16 protein-coding genes are annotated in these 16,210 nt (G+C 70.6%); 11 read left to right on the forward strand and 5 right to left on the reverse strand.

Features of this window, described 5'->3' with window-relative positions:
• Positions 1–315: 315 nt before the first annotated feature.
• Positions 316–633, reverse strand: a complete 318-nt coding sequence (locus ACS5PV_RS26090; protein ID WP_455398249.1) for a hypothetical protein — start codon at positions 631–633, stop codon at positions 316–318.
• Positions 634–937: 304 nt separating this feature from the next.
• Between ACS5PV_RS26090 and pstS the strand changes: the two genes are divergently transcribed.
• The 6 genes from pstS to phoB all read left to right on the forward strand — a co-directional run bounded on the left by pstS (position 938) and on the right by phoB (position 6,497).
• On the forward strand, positions 938–1,975 hold the full coding sequence (gene pstS, locus ACS5PV_RS26095; protein WP_455398250.1) for a phosphate ABC transporter substrate-binding protein PstS: 1,038 nt from the start codon (positions 938–940) through the stop codon (positions 1,973–1,975).
• A gap of 185 nt (positions 1,976–2,160) precedes the next feature.
• Entirely contained in the window at positions 2,161–3,135 is a 975-nt protein-coding gene (pstC, locus tag ACS5PV_RS26100; RefSeq protein ID WP_455398251.1) for a phosphate ABC transporter permease subunit PstC, read from the forward strand.
• A gap of 27 nt (positions 3,136–3,162) precedes the next feature.
• Positions 3,163–4,074 (forward strand): phosphate ABC transporter permease PstA, encoded by a 912-nt coding sequence (gene pstA / locus ACS5PV_RS26105; protein WP_455398252.1) that lies wholly within the window; start codon positions 3,163–3,165, stop codon positions 4,072–4,074.
• Between the two features lie 28 nt (positions 4,075–4,102).
• The gene (pstB, locus tag ACS5PV_RS26110) at positions 4,103–4,915 is read left to right on the forward strand and encodes a phosphate ABC transporter ATP-binding protein PstB (RefSeq protein ID WP_455398253.1); all 813 of its coding nucleotides are present in this window, start codon (positions 4,103–4,105) and stop codon (positions 4,913–4,915) included.
• An 83-nt stretch (positions 4,916–4,998) separates the two neighbouring features.
• Complete coding sequence (gene phoU, locus ACS5PV_RS26115) at positions 4,999–5,718, forward strand: phosphate signaling complex protein PhoU (protein WP_455398254.1); 720 nt, start codon at positions 4,999–5,001, stop codon at positions 5,716–5,718.
• Between the two features lie 77 nt (positions 5,719–5,795).
• Positions 5,796–6,497: a phosphate regulon transcriptional regulator PhoB gene (gene phoB, locus ACS5PV_RS26120; RefSeq protein ID WP_060847928.1), complete on the forward strand. Its 702-nt coding sequence runs from the start codon at positions 5,796–5,798 to the stop codon at positions 6,495–6,497.
• Positions 6,498–6,736: 239 nt separating this feature from the next.
• Here the strand turns inward: phoB and ACS5PV_RS26125 are convergent, their stop codons facing one another.
• Positions 6,737–7,252 (reverse strand): GcrA family cell cycle regulator, encoded by a 516-nt coding sequence (locus ACS5PV_RS26125; RefSeq protein WP_455398255.1) that lies wholly within the window; start codon positions 7,250–7,252, stop codon positions 6,737–6,739.
• 550 nt (positions 7,253–7,802) lie between these two features.
• Between ACS5PV_RS26125 and ACS5PV_RS26130 the strand changes: the two genes are divergently transcribed.
• On the forward strand, positions 7,803–8,723 hold the full coding sequence (locus ACS5PV_RS26130) for a cell envelope integrity EipB family protein (RefSeq protein ID WP_455398256.1): 921 nt from the start codon (positions 7,803–7,805) through the stop codon (positions 8,721–8,723).
• 20 nt (positions 8,724–8,743) lie between these two features.
• On the opposite strand, the gene ACS5PV_RS26135 is transcribed toward ACS5PV_RS26130, so the two are convergent.
• Positions 8,744–10,069 carry a DNA polymerase IV gene (locus tag ACS5PV_RS26135; RefSeq protein WP_455398257.1) on the reverse strand — a complete coding sequence of 442 codons (1,326 nt, stop codon included), beginning with the start codon at positions 10,067–10,069 and terminating at the stop codon, positions 8,744–8,746.
• Entirely contained in the window at positions 10,066–10,353 is a 288-nt protein-coding gene (locus ACS5PV_RS26140) for a DUF3572 domain-containing protein (RefSeq protein ID WP_455398258.1), read from the reverse strand. Before ACS5PV_RS26140 ends, ACS5PV_RS26135 begins: the two co-directional genes overlap by 4 nt.
• 135 nt (positions 10,354–10,488) lie before the next feature.
• Between ACS5PV_RS26140 and ACS5PV_RS26145 the strand changes: the two genes are divergently transcribed.
• Together ACS5PV_RS26145 and ACS5PV_RS26150 are read left to right on the forward strand one after the other, a co-directional pair.
• Positions 10,489–10,869, forward strand: a complete 381-nt coding sequence (locus ACS5PV_RS26145; RefSeq protein ID WP_093570411.1) for a response regulator — start codon at positions 10,489–10,491, stop codon at positions 10,867–10,869.
• Positions 10,870–10,896: 27 nt separating this feature from the next.
• Positions 10,897–12,264, forward strand: coding sequence for a PleD family two-component system response regulator (locus ACS5PV_RS26150; RefSeq protein ID WP_455398259.1), 1,368 nt, complete (start codon positions 10,897–10,899; stop codon positions 12,262–12,264).
• A 265-nt stretch (positions 12,265–12,529) separates the two neighbouring features.
• Here the strand turns inward: ACS5PV_RS26150 and ACS5PV_RS26155 are convergent, their stop codons facing one another.
• On the reverse strand, positions 12,530–14,044 hold the full coding sequence (locus ACS5PV_RS26155) for an NAD(P)H-hydrate dehydratase (protein ID WP_455398260.1): 1,515 nt from the start codon (positions 14,042–14,044) through the stop codon (positions 12,530–12,532).
• Between the two features lie 202 nt (positions 14,045–14,246).
• On the opposite strand from ACS5PV_RS26155, the gene ACS5PV_RS26160 reads away from it, so the two are divergent.
• Both ACS5PV_RS26160 and glnA read left to right on the forward strand, forming a co-directional pair.
• Entirely contained in the window at positions 14,247–14,585 is a 339-nt protein-coding gene (locus tag ACS5PV_RS26160; protein WP_060845473.1) for a P-II family nitrogen regulator, read from the forward strand.
• 114 nt (positions 14,586–14,699) lie between these two features.
• A complete protein-coding gene (gene glnA, locus ACS5PV_RS26165) occupies positions 14,700–16,112 on the forward strand; it encodes a type I glutamate--ammonia ligase (RefSeq protein ID WP_455398261.1) in 1,413 nt (470 codons plus the stop codon).
• Positions 16,113–16,210: the final 98 nt, after the last annotated feature.

Raw genomic sequence — 16,210 nt, forward strand, 5'->3', positions numbered from 1 at the left:
CTGACGGGCCGCTCGCGAAGATACCCCGCCGGGGCTTCCTGGAAGGGGAAGTGGGGCGCGCCGCGCGCCTGTCGATGCGCGCGCATCGCCGCGGGTGGGGACAGGCTCAGCCGCGGCGCATCCGGTGTCCCGCCGCGCCCTCGATCCACCCCTCGCCGCACCGCATCGCCATGGCTCCGTTCCCCTACGGCCGCACGGCCGCACGACCGCGCGGCGCCCGGGCCGGCGGCCCGGGTCGCGAGGGGCAACGGCTTCGTACGGCCCAGGTTCCCGGGTGGAATTCTCCGCTCAAGGTTCCGGGATCGTCGGCGCCCCCTACCAGGTGCGGGCGCCGGGCTGGCTCCTGTACTCGGCCGCGCGGATGCGGGTCATCAGGCGGTCGAGCTCGGCGAGCAGGGCGGCCTCCTCGCCTTGCGCGGCGGCGACCGCCGCCGGGTCGCTGAGGTAGAGCCGTTCCTGCTCGGCCCGGGCGAGGCGCTGCTCCAGCTCCGCCCGCTCGGCGTGGAGGGCGATCAGCTCCCGGCGCCTGGGATCGTCGGACCTGGCGTCGTCGAACCCGGGATCGTCGGGACGGTCGGCCTCACGGTTGCCCTGGATCTGGTTTCTCTCTGTCGTCGTATCGAGGTTGTGCACGACGGCTCGTCCTGTCGCTGGGGTCGCGGCCCGCGAAGGGCCTGCACGCGTTGACCATCCAACGCATGAGACGGCCGGAACGTCGCATCCGGACCGCGCCTGTCATCTGAACGTCATGCAACCGTCATAGGGCCGGCGTCGCACCGGGCTTATCCCTCGCACCGCGGCGGTCGCCCCGGCAACGAACGGGACACGATCCGGCGCACCAGGGAAACCGGTCGCGTCCTCACCGGCCGTCGACGCGCAGGGTGCGGGCCAGCGTCCCCGCATCGTGCCGGACCGATCCGAACACGGAGAGATACCAGTGAAGCCCTTCTCCTACGCGCTCGCCATCGGGCTCGCGACCGCCCAGATCGCCACCTCGGCGATGGCCCTCGACATCACCGGCGCCGGCGCCACCTTCCCGTTCCCGGTCTACTCGAAGTGGGCCGAGGCCTACCGCAAGGAGACCGGCAACGGCCTGAACTACCAGTCGATCGGCTCGGGCGGCGGCATCAAGCAGATCCAGGCCAAGACCGTCGATTTCGGCGCCACCGACGCGCCCCTGAAGGGCGAGACCCTGACCAAGGACGGCCTGGTCCAGTTCCCGACCGTGATGGGCGGCGTCGTCCCGGTGGTGAACGTCGCCGGCATCAAGCCCGGCGAGATCAAGCTGACCGGCGAGGTCCTGGCCGAGATCTACCAGGGCAAGATCAAGAAGTGGTCGGACCCGAAGATCGCCAAGCTCAACGAGGGCGTGAAGCTCCCCGACGCCGCGATCACCCCGGTCTACCGGTCTGACGCGTCCGGCACCACCAACATCTTCACCACCTACCTGTCCGACGTGTCCCCGGCCTGGAAGTCCGAGCTCGGCGCCTCGACCACGGTGAGCTGGCCGGCCGGCCAGGGCGGCAAGGGCAACGAGGGCGTCACCGCCGTCGTCAAGCAGGTCCCGAACGCCATCGGCTACGTCGAGTACGCCTACGCCAAGCAGAACAGCCTGCCGGTCGCGCTGATCCAGAACAAGGACGGCCAGTACCCGATGCCGGGCGACGAGGCGTTCCAGGCCGCCGCCGCCAACGCCGACTGGAAGTCCGCCCCGGGCTTCGGCATCTCGCTGACGAACCAGGCCGGCGCCAAGGCCTGGCCGATCACCGCCGCGACCTTCATCCTGGTCCACAAGAACCCGGCCGACGCCGCCCGCACCGCCGAGGTGCTGAAGTTCTTCCGCTGGGCCTACAAGAGCGGCGACAAGCTGGCCTCCGACCTCGACTACGTGCCGCTGCCCGACAAGGTGGTGAGCCAGGTCGAGGACGAGTGGAAGTCCGTGACGAAGGACGGCAAGCCCGTCCTGAGCAACTGAGACCCTGAGACAGTCGGGGAGGGCGGGACGATCCCGTCCTCCCTTCCTCCGCTGGCCCGCCCGCCGGGCCCGCGCGGCGCTTGAGCGATGCCGAGATCCCGCCGACGGCCGGCCGCCTTTGTCGCGTCCGACTCGCCTCGATCCGCCGAGCGCGCTAGAGCCCGCTCACTCCAAGGGAAACCCGGATGGTCGCGTTGTCTGAGAACGTTGCTTTGGCGGCGAGGCCGAGCGTGGCCCGCCGCAACCCGAGCCCGGTGGGCGACCGCCTCTTCCGCGGCGCCGCCCTCGCCTCGGCGCTGCTGGTGCTCCTGGTGCTCGCCGGCATCCTGGCCTCGATCGCCTATGGCGGCTGGCCGGCCTTCCGGGAATTCGGCCCGGGCTTCCTCGTCTCGAGCGCCTGGAACGTCGGGCGCGAGCAGTACGGCGCACTCGTCGCCATCATCGGCACCCTGGTCTCGGCGCTGCTCGCCCTCGTCATCGGCGTGCCGATCTCGCTCGGCATCGCGATCTACCTGACCCAGCTCTGCCCCGGCTGGGCCCGCCGCCCGGTCGCGATGACGATCGAGCTGCTCGCCGCCGTGCCGAGCATCATCTACGGCATGTGGGGCCTGTTCGTGTTCGCGCCGCTCTTCGCGCGCTTCGTGCAGATCCCGGTCTCGAACGTCGTCGAGGGGATGCCGATCGTCGGCACCCTGTTCTACGCCCAGGTGCCGTCGGGCGTCGGCGTGCTCACCGCCGGCATCATCCTGGCGATCATGATCGTGCCGTTCGTCGCCTCGATCACCCGCGACATGCTCGACCAGATCCCGACCGTCTTGCGCGAGAGCGCCTACGGCATCGGCTGCACCACCTGGGAGGTCGTGCGCCACGTCCTGATCCCGCAGGCCTCGGTCTCGATCATCGGGGCGATCATGCTGGGCCTCGGCCGCGCGCTCGGCGAGACCATGGCGGTCACCTTCGTGATCGGCAACGCCAACCGCCTCTCGGCCTCGATCTTCGATCCGGGCTCGACCATCGCCTCGCGCATCGCCAACGAGTTCAACGAGGCCGACGGCCTCCAGCTCAACTCGCTGATGGCGCTCGGCTGCATCCTGTTCGTCGTCACCTTCATCGTGCTCATCATCGCCCGGCTGCTGGTGCGCCGCGCGAAGGTGGCCTGATCCTCCGCACCCGCAGGACGCCTCCCGATGAACGCCTCCCCCGCCGCGGTCGCAAGCCCGGCCACCCCCGCCCGCTCAGCCCCCGCGGAATGGGGCCGGGTCCGCGCCGGCCGGCGCTCGGCCGACAGGATCCTGGTCGCCGCCTGCACCACCGCCACTTTGCTCGGCGCGGTGGTGCTCGGCTCGATCCTGCTGATGCTCGTCATCGAGGGCGTGCGCGGCTTCTCCCCGGCCCTGTTCACCCAGGTCACCCCCGGCCCCGGCTCCGAGGGCGGCGGCATCGCCAACGCGATCCTCGGCAGCCTCGTCATGACGGCGCTCGGCATCGTGGTGGCCACCCCCGTCGGCGTGCTCGCCGGCACCTACCTTGCCGAGTACGGCCGCACCTCGCACCTCGCCAACCTGATCCGATTCCTCAACGACATCCTGCTTTCGGCCCCCTCGATCCTGATCGGCCTGTTCGTCTACACCCTGATGGTGCGGCCGATGGGCGGGTATTCGGGCTGGGCCGGGGGCGTCGCGCTCGCCATCATCGCCACCCCGGTGATCGTGCGCACCACCGAGGACATGCTGCGGCTGGTGCCCGGCACCCTGCGCGAGGCCGGCGCGGCGCTCGGCGCGCCGACCTCGATCGTGATCCGCAGCGTCACCTGGCGGGCGGCGCAGTCCGGCATCGTCACCGGCGTGCTGCTCGCGCTCGCCCGCATCGCCGGCGAGACCGCGCCGCTCCTCTTCACCGCGCTCAACAACAATTCCTGGTTCAACTCGAACCTGATGGGCGGCGTCGCGAACCTGCCGGTGATGATCTACCAGTTCGCCCTGTCGCCCTACGAGAACTGGCGCCAGCTGGCCTGGGCCGGCGCGCTCCTCATCACCGTCACCATCCTGGGCCTGTCGATCGTGGCCCGCCTCGTCCTGAGCGGCCCGAAGGGGCGCTGACCGCAGAACCCTGCTGGGAGACCACCCGATGAGCGCCACCGCCACCGCCGTGCCGGTCGTGGGCCAGAGCACGGCCGACGAGTCCGCCGCGATCCGCCTCGCCGTGAAGGACCTCAACTTCTACTACGGCGACTTCAAGGGGTTGAAGAACATCAACCTCAACTTCCTCGACCGCCAGGTCACGGCGCTGATCGGCCCGTCGGGCTGCGGCAAGTCCACCCTGCTGCGCACCTTCAACCGGATCTACAGCCTCTACCCCGAGCAGCGGGCGGAAGGCGAGATCCTGCTCGACGGCCGCAACATCCTGGACCCGTCGATCGACCTTAACGAGCTGCGCGCCCGGGTCGGCATGGTGTTCCAGAAGCCGACGCCGTTCCCGATGTCGATCTACGACAACATCGCGTTCGGCATCCGGCTCTACGAGCGCCTCGGCAAGGCCGACCTCGACAACCGCGTCGAGGAGGCCCTGCGCAAGGGCGCCCTGTGGGACGAGGTGAAGGACAAGCTCAAGCAGTCGGGCATGGGCCTGTCCGGCGGCCAGCAGCAGCGCCTGTGCATCGCCCGCACGGTGGCGCAGCGCCCGGAGGTGATCCTGTTCGACGAGCCGACCTCGGCCCTCGACCCGATCTCGACCGGCCGCATCGAGGAGCTGATCGAGCAGCTGCGCGGTGAGTTCACCATCGCCATCGTCACCCACAACATGCAGCAGGCGGCGCGCATCTCGCAGTTCACCGCCTTCATGTATCTCGGCGAGCTGGTCGAGTTCGGGCCGACCAACCGGCTGTTCATGAACCCGTCGAAGCGCCAGACCCAGGACTACATCACCGGCCGGTTCGGCTGAGGCTCACCGACTCGCTTCGCCGGCCCGGCCCTGCCGGGCCGGCGCGCCACACACGCCACCCTCATCGCGGGGAGTCGCAATCCATGTCGAGCCACATCGTCACCTCCTACGATCAGGAGTTGCAGAACCTCCGGCGCAGCATCTCGGAGATGGGCGGCATCGCCGAGAAGATGGTGGCCGATTCCGGCCAGGCGCTCTTGCGCCGCGACGCCGCCCTCGCCCAGGCGGTGATCGCCGCCGACCAGCGCCTCGACGGGCTCCAGCGCGAGATCGAGGAGAAGGCCATCCTCCTCATCGCCCGGCGCCAGCCGCTCGCCGTCGACCTGCGCGAGACGATCTCGGCGATCCGCGTCTCGGGCGACCTCGAGCGCATCGGGGACCTGGCCAAGAACGTCGCCAAGCGCGTCGTGGCCATCGCCGACCAGGTCCAGCTCCAGAAGATCGTCGTCGGCGTGGAGCACATGAACGAGCTGGTCCAGGGCCAGCTCAAGGACGTGCTCGACGCCTACGCCACCCAGGACACCGTCGTCGCCCTCGACGTCTGGGCCCGGGACGGCGGCATCGACGCGCTCTACACCTCGCTGTTCCGCGAGCTCCTGACCTACATGATGGAGGATCCGCGCAACATCACGTTCTGCACGCACCTCCTGTTCTGCGCCAAGAACGTCGAGCGCATCGGCGACCACACCACCAACATCGCCGAGACCATCCACTACCTCGCCACCGGCGAGACCCTGCCGACCGATCGTCCGAAGAACGACCGGTCGAGCTTCGCCACCCTCGACAACCAGACCGAGGTCTGAGGCGGCAGGCCCGCCGGGCTTCCGGTCCGGCGGGCCTTTTCCTGCCATCCATCCTCCGCCGCCCGAAGTAATCCGCGATGAGTACCCGCATCCTGATCGTCGAGGACGAGGAAGCCCTCACCCTCCTCCTGCGCTACAACCTCGAGGCCGAGGGCTTCGAGGTCGACGCCGTCGCGCGCGGCGACGAGGCGGATATCCGCCTGCGCGAGCAGGTGCCCGACCTCGTCCTCCTCGACTGGATGATGCCGGGCCTGTCGGGGATCGAGCTGTGCCGGCGCATCCGCGCCCGCCGCGAGACCGAACGGCTGCCGGTCATCATGCTGACGGCGCGGGGCGAGGAGGGCGACCGGGTGCGGGGGCTCGCCACCGGCGCCGACGACTACATCGTCAAGCCGTTCTCGGTGCCCGAATTGCTGGCGCGGGTGCGCGCGCTGCTGCGCCGCTCGAAGCCCGCCCACGTCGCCGACCTGCTGGTGGCCGGCGACATCGAGCTCGACCGGGTCAGCCACCGGGTGCGCCGCGACGGCCGCGAGCTGCATCTCGGCCCGACCGAGTTCAAGCTGCTCGAATTCCTGATGCAGAGCCCCGGCCGGGTCTTCTCGCGCGAGCAACTGCTCGATGGCGTGTGGGGCCACGACGTCTACATCGACGAGCGCACGGTCGACGTGCATATAGGCCGCCTGCGCAAGGCGATCAACCGTGGCCGCGACAGCGACCCGATCCGCACCGTGCGCGGCTCCGGCTACTCCTTCGACGAGATGTTCGCGCCGGAGCCGTGAGGCTGCCCCTTCGAGACGAACGGAGCAATCTCGACGGCTCGACCATCGGTTGCTCCACCTCCGCGTCATCCCGGGGCCGGGATAGCGGAACCCGGGATGACGCGGCCTCGCCGAATCCCTTCCGGGCGAGCCGCCGGACAGGATTCGTTAGGATTTGAGCGATATCGTCGACGCGTTGGAAGGCATCGCGGCGGAAGCGGCGCGGCGCCGCCTCCGTGTCCTCCGGTGGAACGCGGCCCCTAGCGGAACCCGACGACCTTGCGGTCGCGCCTGCGCTCGGCGGCGGGCTGGTAGGCTAGGCGGCTGTGGTGGGTGCAGTAGGGCAGGCCGGTGATGGCGCGGTCGCCGCAGAAGCGGAAATCGGGCGTCGACGGGTCGCCCATCGGCCAGCGGCACATGAATTCCCGCAGCTCCATGATGGTGACGCGGGCGCTCTCCGGCAGCGCGTCTCCGACAGCGGGCGGCGTGGCCTGATACAGGGCCAGCGCCGGCGGCGCCGGGGCGAGCACCGATGGGGTCTCGCCGGCCGTGCCGGCGGACTCGCCCTCGGCCCGGGGACGGCGGCCGGACGGCGCGGCGCCGTTGGCCTTCACGATGCGCCCGGCGAGGCCGAGGCGGTGGACCTTGCCGATGACGGCGTTGCGGGAGACGCCACCGAGCTCGGCGGCGATCTGGCTGGCGCTGCGGCCGTCGCTCCACAGCCGCTTGAGAAGCTCGACGCGTTCCTTCGTCCAGCCCGGACCCGCATCCATCATCGCCGCCTCCACTCCCCCGACATCACCCATGGAATCGGCACGCAGCCGCGAGCGGCACGCCGTTCGGCCGCGCGGTGAATCCGTCCGATCCTGCTGGTGATCGCCGCCACGCCTGGAGCGGTGGCGACGGGGGTGAACCTACAGGACGGGCTAACACCCGCGCAAGAGTCCGCCCCCCGCCGAGTCGGTTTTTCCCCGCGGCCTCACGGCGGCCGGGACCCGGCCGGGTCGCGCCGCCGGAGCCGGGCAAGGCGCGGCCCTACCGGAGCGCGCCGCGGGCTTACCCTTACCCATCAATGGGTTGCCACGGCGCCCCGGAGAGACCGGCATACCGGGGTACCGCATGATCGCAGGTTGCGCCGTCCTCGCGGCTCCCGACGCGCGGAGGTCGTCGGTGCGGTCTTCGACAAGCGTGGCCGCAGCGCCACGGCCCGGGCCGGCCGGCCGGCGATCGCCGCGCCCCGGAACGTTGCCGGGGGCCGGGGCGGGGCCTATCTTGGAACGACCAACAGGGCCGACGCCAGCACCGACGGCCGCCCCGGGAGACCTCATGCGATCACTCCTCGCGTGCGTCCTGCTCGCGCTCTCGTCGCCCGCGATGGCGGCGGAGGCCGTGCACCTCGCGCCCCACCGCGCCGTCTACGACCTGTCCCTGTCCGGCAGTTCCGGCACCCGCGCGGTCGAGAGCGCCCGCGGCCGGATCGTGTTCGATTTCACCGGCGACGCCTGCAAGGGCTTCGCGCTGCAGTACCGGCAGGTCACGGTGCTGGAGAGCTCGGAGAGCGGCACCCGCACCTCCGATCTGCGCAACACCACGTTCGAGAGCGGCGACGGGCGCAGCTTCCGCTTCCGCACCCAGTCCGACCTCAACGGCAAGGCGGCGGCCCCGGTCGACGGCAATGCCGAGCGCGGCGACAAGGGCCTCGACGTCACCCTCAAGCAGCCCAAGCGCGGCGAGATGGCGGTGCCGGGCGAGGTGCTGTTTCCGGCCGCCCACATGAAGCGGCTGATCGAGGCTGCCCGGGCCGGGCAATCCACTGTCGCCGTCAAGGTGTTCGACGGCTCGGATGACGGCCGCAAGGTCTACGACACCTTGGCGGTGATTGGTCCGCAGCGCGTCGCGGCCAAGCCCGAGACATCAAAGCCCGAGGCACCCAGGCCCGAAGCACCCAAGCCCGCCGCGCCCGATGCGCCGAGAGCCGATGCTCCCAAGCCCGACGCGCTCAAGCCCGCCTCCGCTCCGGTCGAGGCGCCGTTGCGCGAGGGCGCGATGGCGGCGATGCCGCACTGGCCGGTGACGCTGAGCTACTTCTCGCCGGGGGAGGGGGAGCGGACCCCGGTCTACGTCCTCGCCTTCGACCTCTACGAGAACGGTGTCAGCGGCGCGCTGCGCCTCGATTACGGCGAGTTCTCGCTCAAGGGCGAGCTGTCGCGCATCGACCTCATGCCGGAGAGCAAGGACTGCAAGTAGGGCGGCGACCTCCGGCGCCGTCAGCGCGGCTCCCGCTCCGGCGGCTCCTTGCCGCGATGGTCCTTGCCGGGAGGCCCCCCGGCCTGCGGCGCGAAGCCGAGCCCGCGCTGCACGGCGGTCGCGCCGAAGCGCTCGCGCAGGGCGTCGATCGCCGCCGCCCGGCTCGCCTCGCGCACCGCCGAGACGTCGGCGAGGTCGCCGCGGTCGGCGTGGGCCGCGTCGCAGAGATCGCCGGCCCCGACGCCGATCAGCCGGTAGGCGGTGCCGTCGCAGGAGTCGCGCAGCAGCGCCTCGGCCGGGCGAAACAGCCGCTCGGCGACCTGCGTCGGCGCCAGCCCCGAGCGGGTGCGGGTGCGCAGGCGAAAATCCCGATCCTTCAGCTTCAGGGTGACGCTGCCGGCGGCGAGCTCGGCCCGCTTCAGGCGCCGCGCCACCGTCTCGCACAGCCGCCACAGCACCGGCCGCAGGGCCTCGAAGGCGCGCAGGTCCTCCGCGAAGGTGGTCTCGCCCGAGATGCTCTTCGCTTCCCGCCGCGGCTGCACCACGCGCCGGTCCTCGCCGCGCGCGAGCGCCAGGAGGCGGGCGGCGTCGCGCCCGAGGCTCGCATGCAGCCGCTCGGGTGCGATCCGGCCGATCTCGCCGATGCGCTGGATGCCGAGCGCCGCCAGGCGCTCCGCCGCGGCCTGGCCGATGCCGGGCAGGATCCGCACCGGCCGCGGCGCCAGGAAACTTTGGGCCTCCGCCCGGCCGATGATCGAGAAGCCGCGCGGCTTCTCGAGATCCGAGGCGATCTTGGCCAGGAACTTGTTGGGCGCGAGCCCGACCGAGACGGTGATGCCGATCTCCGCCTCCACCGCGCGGGCGAAGCGCGCCAGCGTCACGGCGGGCGAGGCGCCGTGCAGCCGCTCGGTGCCCGACAGATCGAGGAAGGCCTCGTCGATCGAGACCGGCTCGACCAGCGGGGTCAGCGCCTGCATCATCGCCCGCACCTGCCGGCCGACCCGGGCGTATTTCTCCATGTCGGGCCGCAGCACCACCGCGTCCGGGCAGGCCTCGAGCGCGCGGAACATCGGCATCGCCGAGTGCACGCCGCGGATGCGGGCGATGTAGCAGGCGGTCGAGACCACCCCGCGCCGACCGCCGCCGATGATCAGCGGCCGGTCGCGGAGCGAGGGGTCGTCGCGCTTCTCGACCGCGGCGTAGAACGCGTCGCAATCGACATGCGCGATGGCGAGCGTGTCGCGCTCCGGATGGGCGAGAAGGCGCGGCGAGCCGCAGGCCCGGCAGCGCGGGGCGTCGCCCGGCAAGCTCGCCCCGCAATCGCGGCAGAGCGCGCCTCCGCTCACGCCCCGAACTCGCCGGGATCCTCGGGCGGTCCGAGGCGGCGCCAGGCCTGGGTGATCCGCTCGGGCGGCACCTCCAGGGCGGTGGCGCAGGCGAGCAGCAGCTCCTCGTCGGCCACCACGTGGTCGAGGAGGCCGGCGACGAGATCGGGGCTGTCGGCCGCCTGCCGCAGCGCATCCGGCGACAGGCCGGAGCTCTCCATGAAGCGCAGCAGTCGCCCGGGCTCGCCGGTGACGTAGGCGAAGACGCGGCCTCCCAGCGCCTCCGCGGCGGATTCGCTCAGCACTCCGCCACGGGGATCGGACCCCCTGGCAAATCCATCGAATTTGCGTTTCATCAACATGTGCCGCTTAACAGTGTTGCGGTTCCGGTCGCAGCCGGGGTGTGACGCGGCCCGCTGGAGCGCCGGAGACAGTGAGCCATGACAAAGACGGTGCTCATCGTCGAGGATAACGAGCTGAACATGAAGCTCTTCAACGACCTGTTGGAGGCTCACGGCTACGCGACCCTCAAGACGGCCAACGGGATCGAGGCGATCGAGCTGGCGCGCCGGCATCGGCCTGACCTGATCCTGATGGACATTCAGCTCCCCGAGGTGTCGGGCCTCGAGGTCACTAAATGGCTCAAGGAGGACGATGAGCTCAAGAGCATCCCGGTGATCGCCATCACGGCCTTCGCCATGAAGGGTGACGAGGAGCGCATCCGCGAGGGGGGCTGCGAGGCCTACCTGTCGAAGCCCATCTCGGTCGCGAAGTTCCTCGCGACGGTCCGCACCTATGTCGGCGACGAGCGCCAGAGCTGAGCAGAGCTGAGAGGGGCCTGGCCTTCCATGTCGGCACGCGTTCTCATCGTCGACGACCTTTTCCCGAATATTAAGTTGCTCGAAACGAAATTGACCGTCGAGTATTTCGACGTCGTTTCGGCGATGAACGGGCCCGACGCGCTCGCGGTGTGCGAGAAGGGCCTGTGCGACATCGTGCTGCTCGACGTGATGATGCCGGGCATGGACGGGTTCGAGGTGTGCCGGCGGATCAAGTCGACGCCCACCACCGCGCACCTGCCGGTGGTGATGGTGACCGCCCTCGACCAGCCGAGCGACCGCCTGCGCGGGCTCGACGCCGGCGCCGACGACTTCTTGACCAAGCCGATCGACGACACCGCCCTGATGGCCCGGGTGCGCAGCCTGGTGCGCCTCAAGGCGGTGACCGACGAGCTGCGCAGCCGCGCCATGGCGTCGCGGGTCGGCGATCCGCTGGCGGCGGCCGCCGCCGAGACCGGTCACGACGCCAACGTGCTGATCGTCGAGGATCGCCCGTCCTCGGCCGAGCGGCTGGCGGCGGCGCTCGGGCAGTACCACCGCGTCGAGACCGTGGCCTCGCCGCAGGACGCGCTGGAGCGGGTCAAGGCCGGCGAGTACGACGTGGTGCTGGTGAGCCTCGACCTCCAGGACCACGACGGCCTGCGCCTGTGCAGCCAGCTCCGCTCCCTCGACCGCACCCGCACCGTGCCGGTGGTGATGATGGCCGACGCGCACGACAAGGCGCGGATCATGCGCGGCCTCGACCTCGGCGTGCACGACTACCTCGTCCGCCCGATCGACCGCAACGAGCTCGTCGCCCGGGTCCGGACCCAGGTGAAGCGCCGGCGCTTCTCGGATTCGCTGCGCGAATCGGTCCAGGTCTCGATGGACCTCGCGGTGACCGACGGGCTCACCGGCCTGCACAACCGGCGCTACCTCGACAGCTACCTCGGCGGCCTGTTCTCAGAGCCGTCCTTGCGTGACCGGCCGGTGGCGCTGCTGCTCCTCGACATCGACCGCTTCAAGACGATCAACGACCGGTTCGGGCACGATGCCGGCGACGAGGTCCTGAAGGAATTCGCCAACCGCATCCGGGCCCAGACCCGCGGCATCGACGTGGTGGCGCGCTTCGGCGGCGAGGAGATCGTCGTGGTGGTGCCCGATACCGGGCTCGACGCCGCCCGCCAGGTCGCCGAGCGCATCCGCGAGCGGATCGAGGCGGCGCCGTTCCAGGTCCAGCGCGGCACCAGCGCCATCGAGGTCACGGTCTCGATCGGCGTCGCGGCGCGCCAGCCGGAGGATGCCGACCCGGCCCAGATGCTCAAGCGCGCCGACCTCGCGCTCTACCAGGCCAAGCAGGCCGGCCGGAACCGGGTGGTCGCGGCGGTCGCGGCGTGACGGCTAAAGACACCTTGCCAGGTCAGGCGCGGTTTTCCTCCTCTCCCCGCCCGCGGGGAGAGGGCTGTGTTCCCGTTCAGGGAACGCAGCAAGCGGAGGCGAAGCCGGAGCGAGGGTGAGGGGGTCTCGACGAGTGAGCCTCTTCCGGAAACACCCCCTCACGCTCGCCCTGCGGGCTCCCTTGGCACCCGACAAGGGGTACGAAGGCCTCTCCCCGCCCGCGGGGAGAGGAGAAGATCCGCGGTTTTCTTTCACGGTCGGCTCCTCACCTCACTCCGAACCCTACCAGCAATTCCCCGAGCACTCCCGGCATCATCTCCGGCAGGTCCTCCGAGATCAGGCCCGGCCCGTGCCGGCGCGCGGCGGCCGCGTGGAGCCAGACCGCCGCGGCGGCGGCCTCGAAGGTCGCCATGCCCTGGGCGACGAGGCCGCCGATGAAGCCGCACAGCACGTCGCCGCTGCCGGCGGTGCCGAGCCAGGGCGTGCCGTTGGGGTTGATGGCGGCGCGGCCGTCCGGCGCGGCGATCACCGTGTCGGCGCCTTTGAGCACCACGACCGCGTCGAGGAACGAGGCGGCGGCCCGGGCGCGGGCGAGCTTCGAGCCCTCCGCCGGCACCCCCGCCACGCCCCGGAACAGGCGCGCGAACTCGCCCTCGTGCGGGGTCGCGACCGCCTGGGCGCCCCCCGCCGCGATCGTCTCGGCGAGCTCGTCGGCTTTGCCGGAAAAGCTCGTCAGGGCGTCGGCGTCGAGGACGAGGCCGCGGCCGGCTTCCGCGGCGACCCGTACGAGGTCGCGGGTCGGGGCGCCGGTGCCGAGACCCGGGCCGGCGACGATCGCATTCAGGCGCTCGTCGGTGAGGATGTCGTCGAGGTCGTCGGCGCCGTCGCAGGCGCGCAGCATGATCGCGGTGAGCTGGGCGGCGTTCTCCGGCAGCGCCGGCGTCGGCGACAGCACGGTGACGAGGCCGGCGCCGATCCGCAGGGCGCCGCGGGCGGCGAGCCGCGCCGCGCCGGTGCGGTGCGCCGGGCCCGACAGCACCACCGCGTGGCCGCGGGTGTATTTGTGGCTGTCCTCGGACAGCCGCGGGAAGGCGGCGTCCCAGAGTTCGGGGCCGTTGACGTGGACGCTCGCCCCGATCCCCGCCACGACCTCGTCGGAGATGCCGATCCCCACGACCGTGACCGGGCCGCACAGCCGCCGGCCGGGCAGCAGTAGGTGGCCGGGCTTGCGCCGCACGAACGTGACGGTCTCGGTCGCCGTGACGACCGGACCGCGCGCCGCACCCGTATCGCCGTCGAGGCCCGAGGGCACGTCGACGGACAGCACCGGCACGCCGGCCGCGTTGACCCGCGCCACGAGCACCGCGGCGTCGCCGTCGAGCGGCCGCGACAGGCCCGCCCCGAACAGCGCGTCGACGACGAGCGCGAAGCCTGCGGGCTCGCTCGCCGCGGCGTCCGCCACCGGACCGCTCCACCCGGCCGCCGCATCGGCCGCGTCGCCTTTCAGCGCGCCGCGCTCGCCGAGGAGCGCCACCTCGACGGCAAGGCCGGCCTGCGCCAGCAGCGTGGCGGCCACGAAGCCGTCGCCGCCGTTGTTGCCCGGCCCGCACAGGACGAGGATTGGCCCTGCGCTCTCCCTCTGGCCCGCGAGCACCCGGGCCCGCTCGGCGACCGCGGCGCCGGCGCGCTGCATCAAGGCCAGGCCCGGCGTGCCGGCGTGGATCGCTGCGGCATCCGCCCGCCGCATCTCGTCGGTGGTGAGCAGCTCGGTCGCGGCCATCGCATCATACTCCGAGAAGCGCCCGGGCACGGCGGCCATGCCGCGGCGCCAGGCTTGAGAACGGCGGATTGCGCAACAAACGCGCAGCGATTGCTTATTGATTAGGCATTCCCGGTCCGCTCTCGGGAAATCCCCCGTGGCGGTCGGCGCGGCGCGATGCTAGGAATGCCGCCGGAACCGTTGCAGACCAGGCCCGCCCGGCATGAAGAAGATCGAAGCGATCATCAAGCCCTTCAAGCTCGACGAGGTGAAGGAGGCGCTGCAGGAGGTCGGCCTCCAGGGCATCACGGTGATCGAGGCCAAGGGCTTCGGCCGCCAGAAGGGCCACACCGAGCTCTATCGCGGCGCCGAGTACGTGGTCGACTTCCTGCCCAAGGTGAAGCTCGAGATCGTGCTGCCCGACACGCTGGTGGACGGCGCCGTCGAGGCGATCCGCAAGTCGGCCCAGACCGGCCGCATCGGCGACGGCAAGATCTTCGTCTCCTCGATCGAGGAAGCGATCCGCATCCGCACCGGCGAGACCGGCCAGGACGCGATCTGACGGCGACACGATCCGAGGCTCCGCCTTCTCTGCAACGACGAAAACCGCGGCCTGACCCCAGGACCGCGGCTTCATGGCGGCCACAACGCCGTTCTAGGAAGGGATCAGACGAGAATGTCTAAGACCGCGACGGACGTCCTCAAGGAAATCAAGGAAAACGACGTCAAGTACGTCGATTTCCGCTTCACCGATCCGCGGGGCAAGTGGCAGCACGTCACCTTCGACGTGTCGCTGGTCGATGAGGACATCTTCGCCGAGGGCACGATGTTCGACGGCTCGTCGATCGCCGGCTGGAAGGCGATCAACGAGTCCGACATGCTGCTGATGCCGGACCCGGCGACCGCCTGCATGGATCCGTTCTTCTCCGCCTCGACGATGTCGATCGTCTGCGACGTGCTCGAGCCGGTCACCGGCGAGCCCTACGGCCGCGACCCGCGCGGCATCGCCAAGAAGGCCGAGGCCTTCGTCAAGGCGAGCGGCATCGGCGACACCATCTTCGTCGGCCCCGAGGCCGAGTTCTTCGTCTTCGACGACGTGCGCTTCTCCGCCGACCCGTACCACACCGGCTTCAAGCTGGATTCGGTCGAGCTGCCGATCAACGGCCAGACCGAGTACGAGGGCGGCAACCTCGGCCACCGCGTGCAGGTCAAGGGCGGCTACTTCCCGGTCCCGCCGCAGGATTCCGCCCAGGACATGCGCGGCGAGATGCTCGCCGCCATGCAGTCGATGGGCGTCAAGGTCGAGAAGCACCACCACGAGGTCGCCTCGGCCCAGCACGAGCTGGGCATGAAGTTCGACACCCTCACCCTGATGGGTGACCAGATGCAGATCTACAAGTACTGCATCCACAACGTCGCCCAGAGCTACGGCAAGACCGCGACCTTCATGCCGAAGCCGGTCTACGGCGACAACGGCTCGGGCATGCACGTCCACCAGTCGATCTGGAAGGACGGCAAGCCGGTCTTCGCCGGCAACAAGTACGCCGACCTGTCCCAGGAATGCCTGTGGTACATCGGCGGCATCATCAAGCACGCCAAGGCGCTCAACGCCTTCACCAACCCGTCGACCAACTCGTACAAGCGCCTGGTCCCGGGCTACGAGGCGCCGGTGCTGCTGGCCTATTCGGCCCGCAACCGCTCGGCCTCGTGCCGGATTCCGTGGACGACCTCGCCGAAGGCCAAGCGCGTCGAGGTCCGCTTCCCCGACCCGATGGCGAACCCCTACCTGGCGTTCGCCGCCATGCTGATGGCCGGCGTCGACGGCATCAACAACAAGATCGATCCCGGTCCGGCCATGGACAAGGACCTCTACGACCTGCCCCCGGCGGAGCTCAAGGAGATCCCGACCGTGTGCGGCTCGCTCCGTGAGGCGCTCAACAGCCTCGACGCCGACCGCGAGTTCCTCAAGGCCGGCGGCGTGTTCAACGACGACTTCATCGACTCGTTCATCGAGCTGAAGATGACCGAGGTGATGCGCTACGAGATGACGCCGCACCCGATCGAGTTCGTGAACTACTACTCGCTCTGAGCCGTACGGACTTCGAGCACGAGACGGGCGGGGGCCGGAGCGATCCGGCCCCTTCCTTTTTGGCATCCGGCTTGCGGCAGGGCCGCAAGACAGTCCGG

This window comes from Methylobacterium sp. Gmos1, assembly GCF_053764715.1.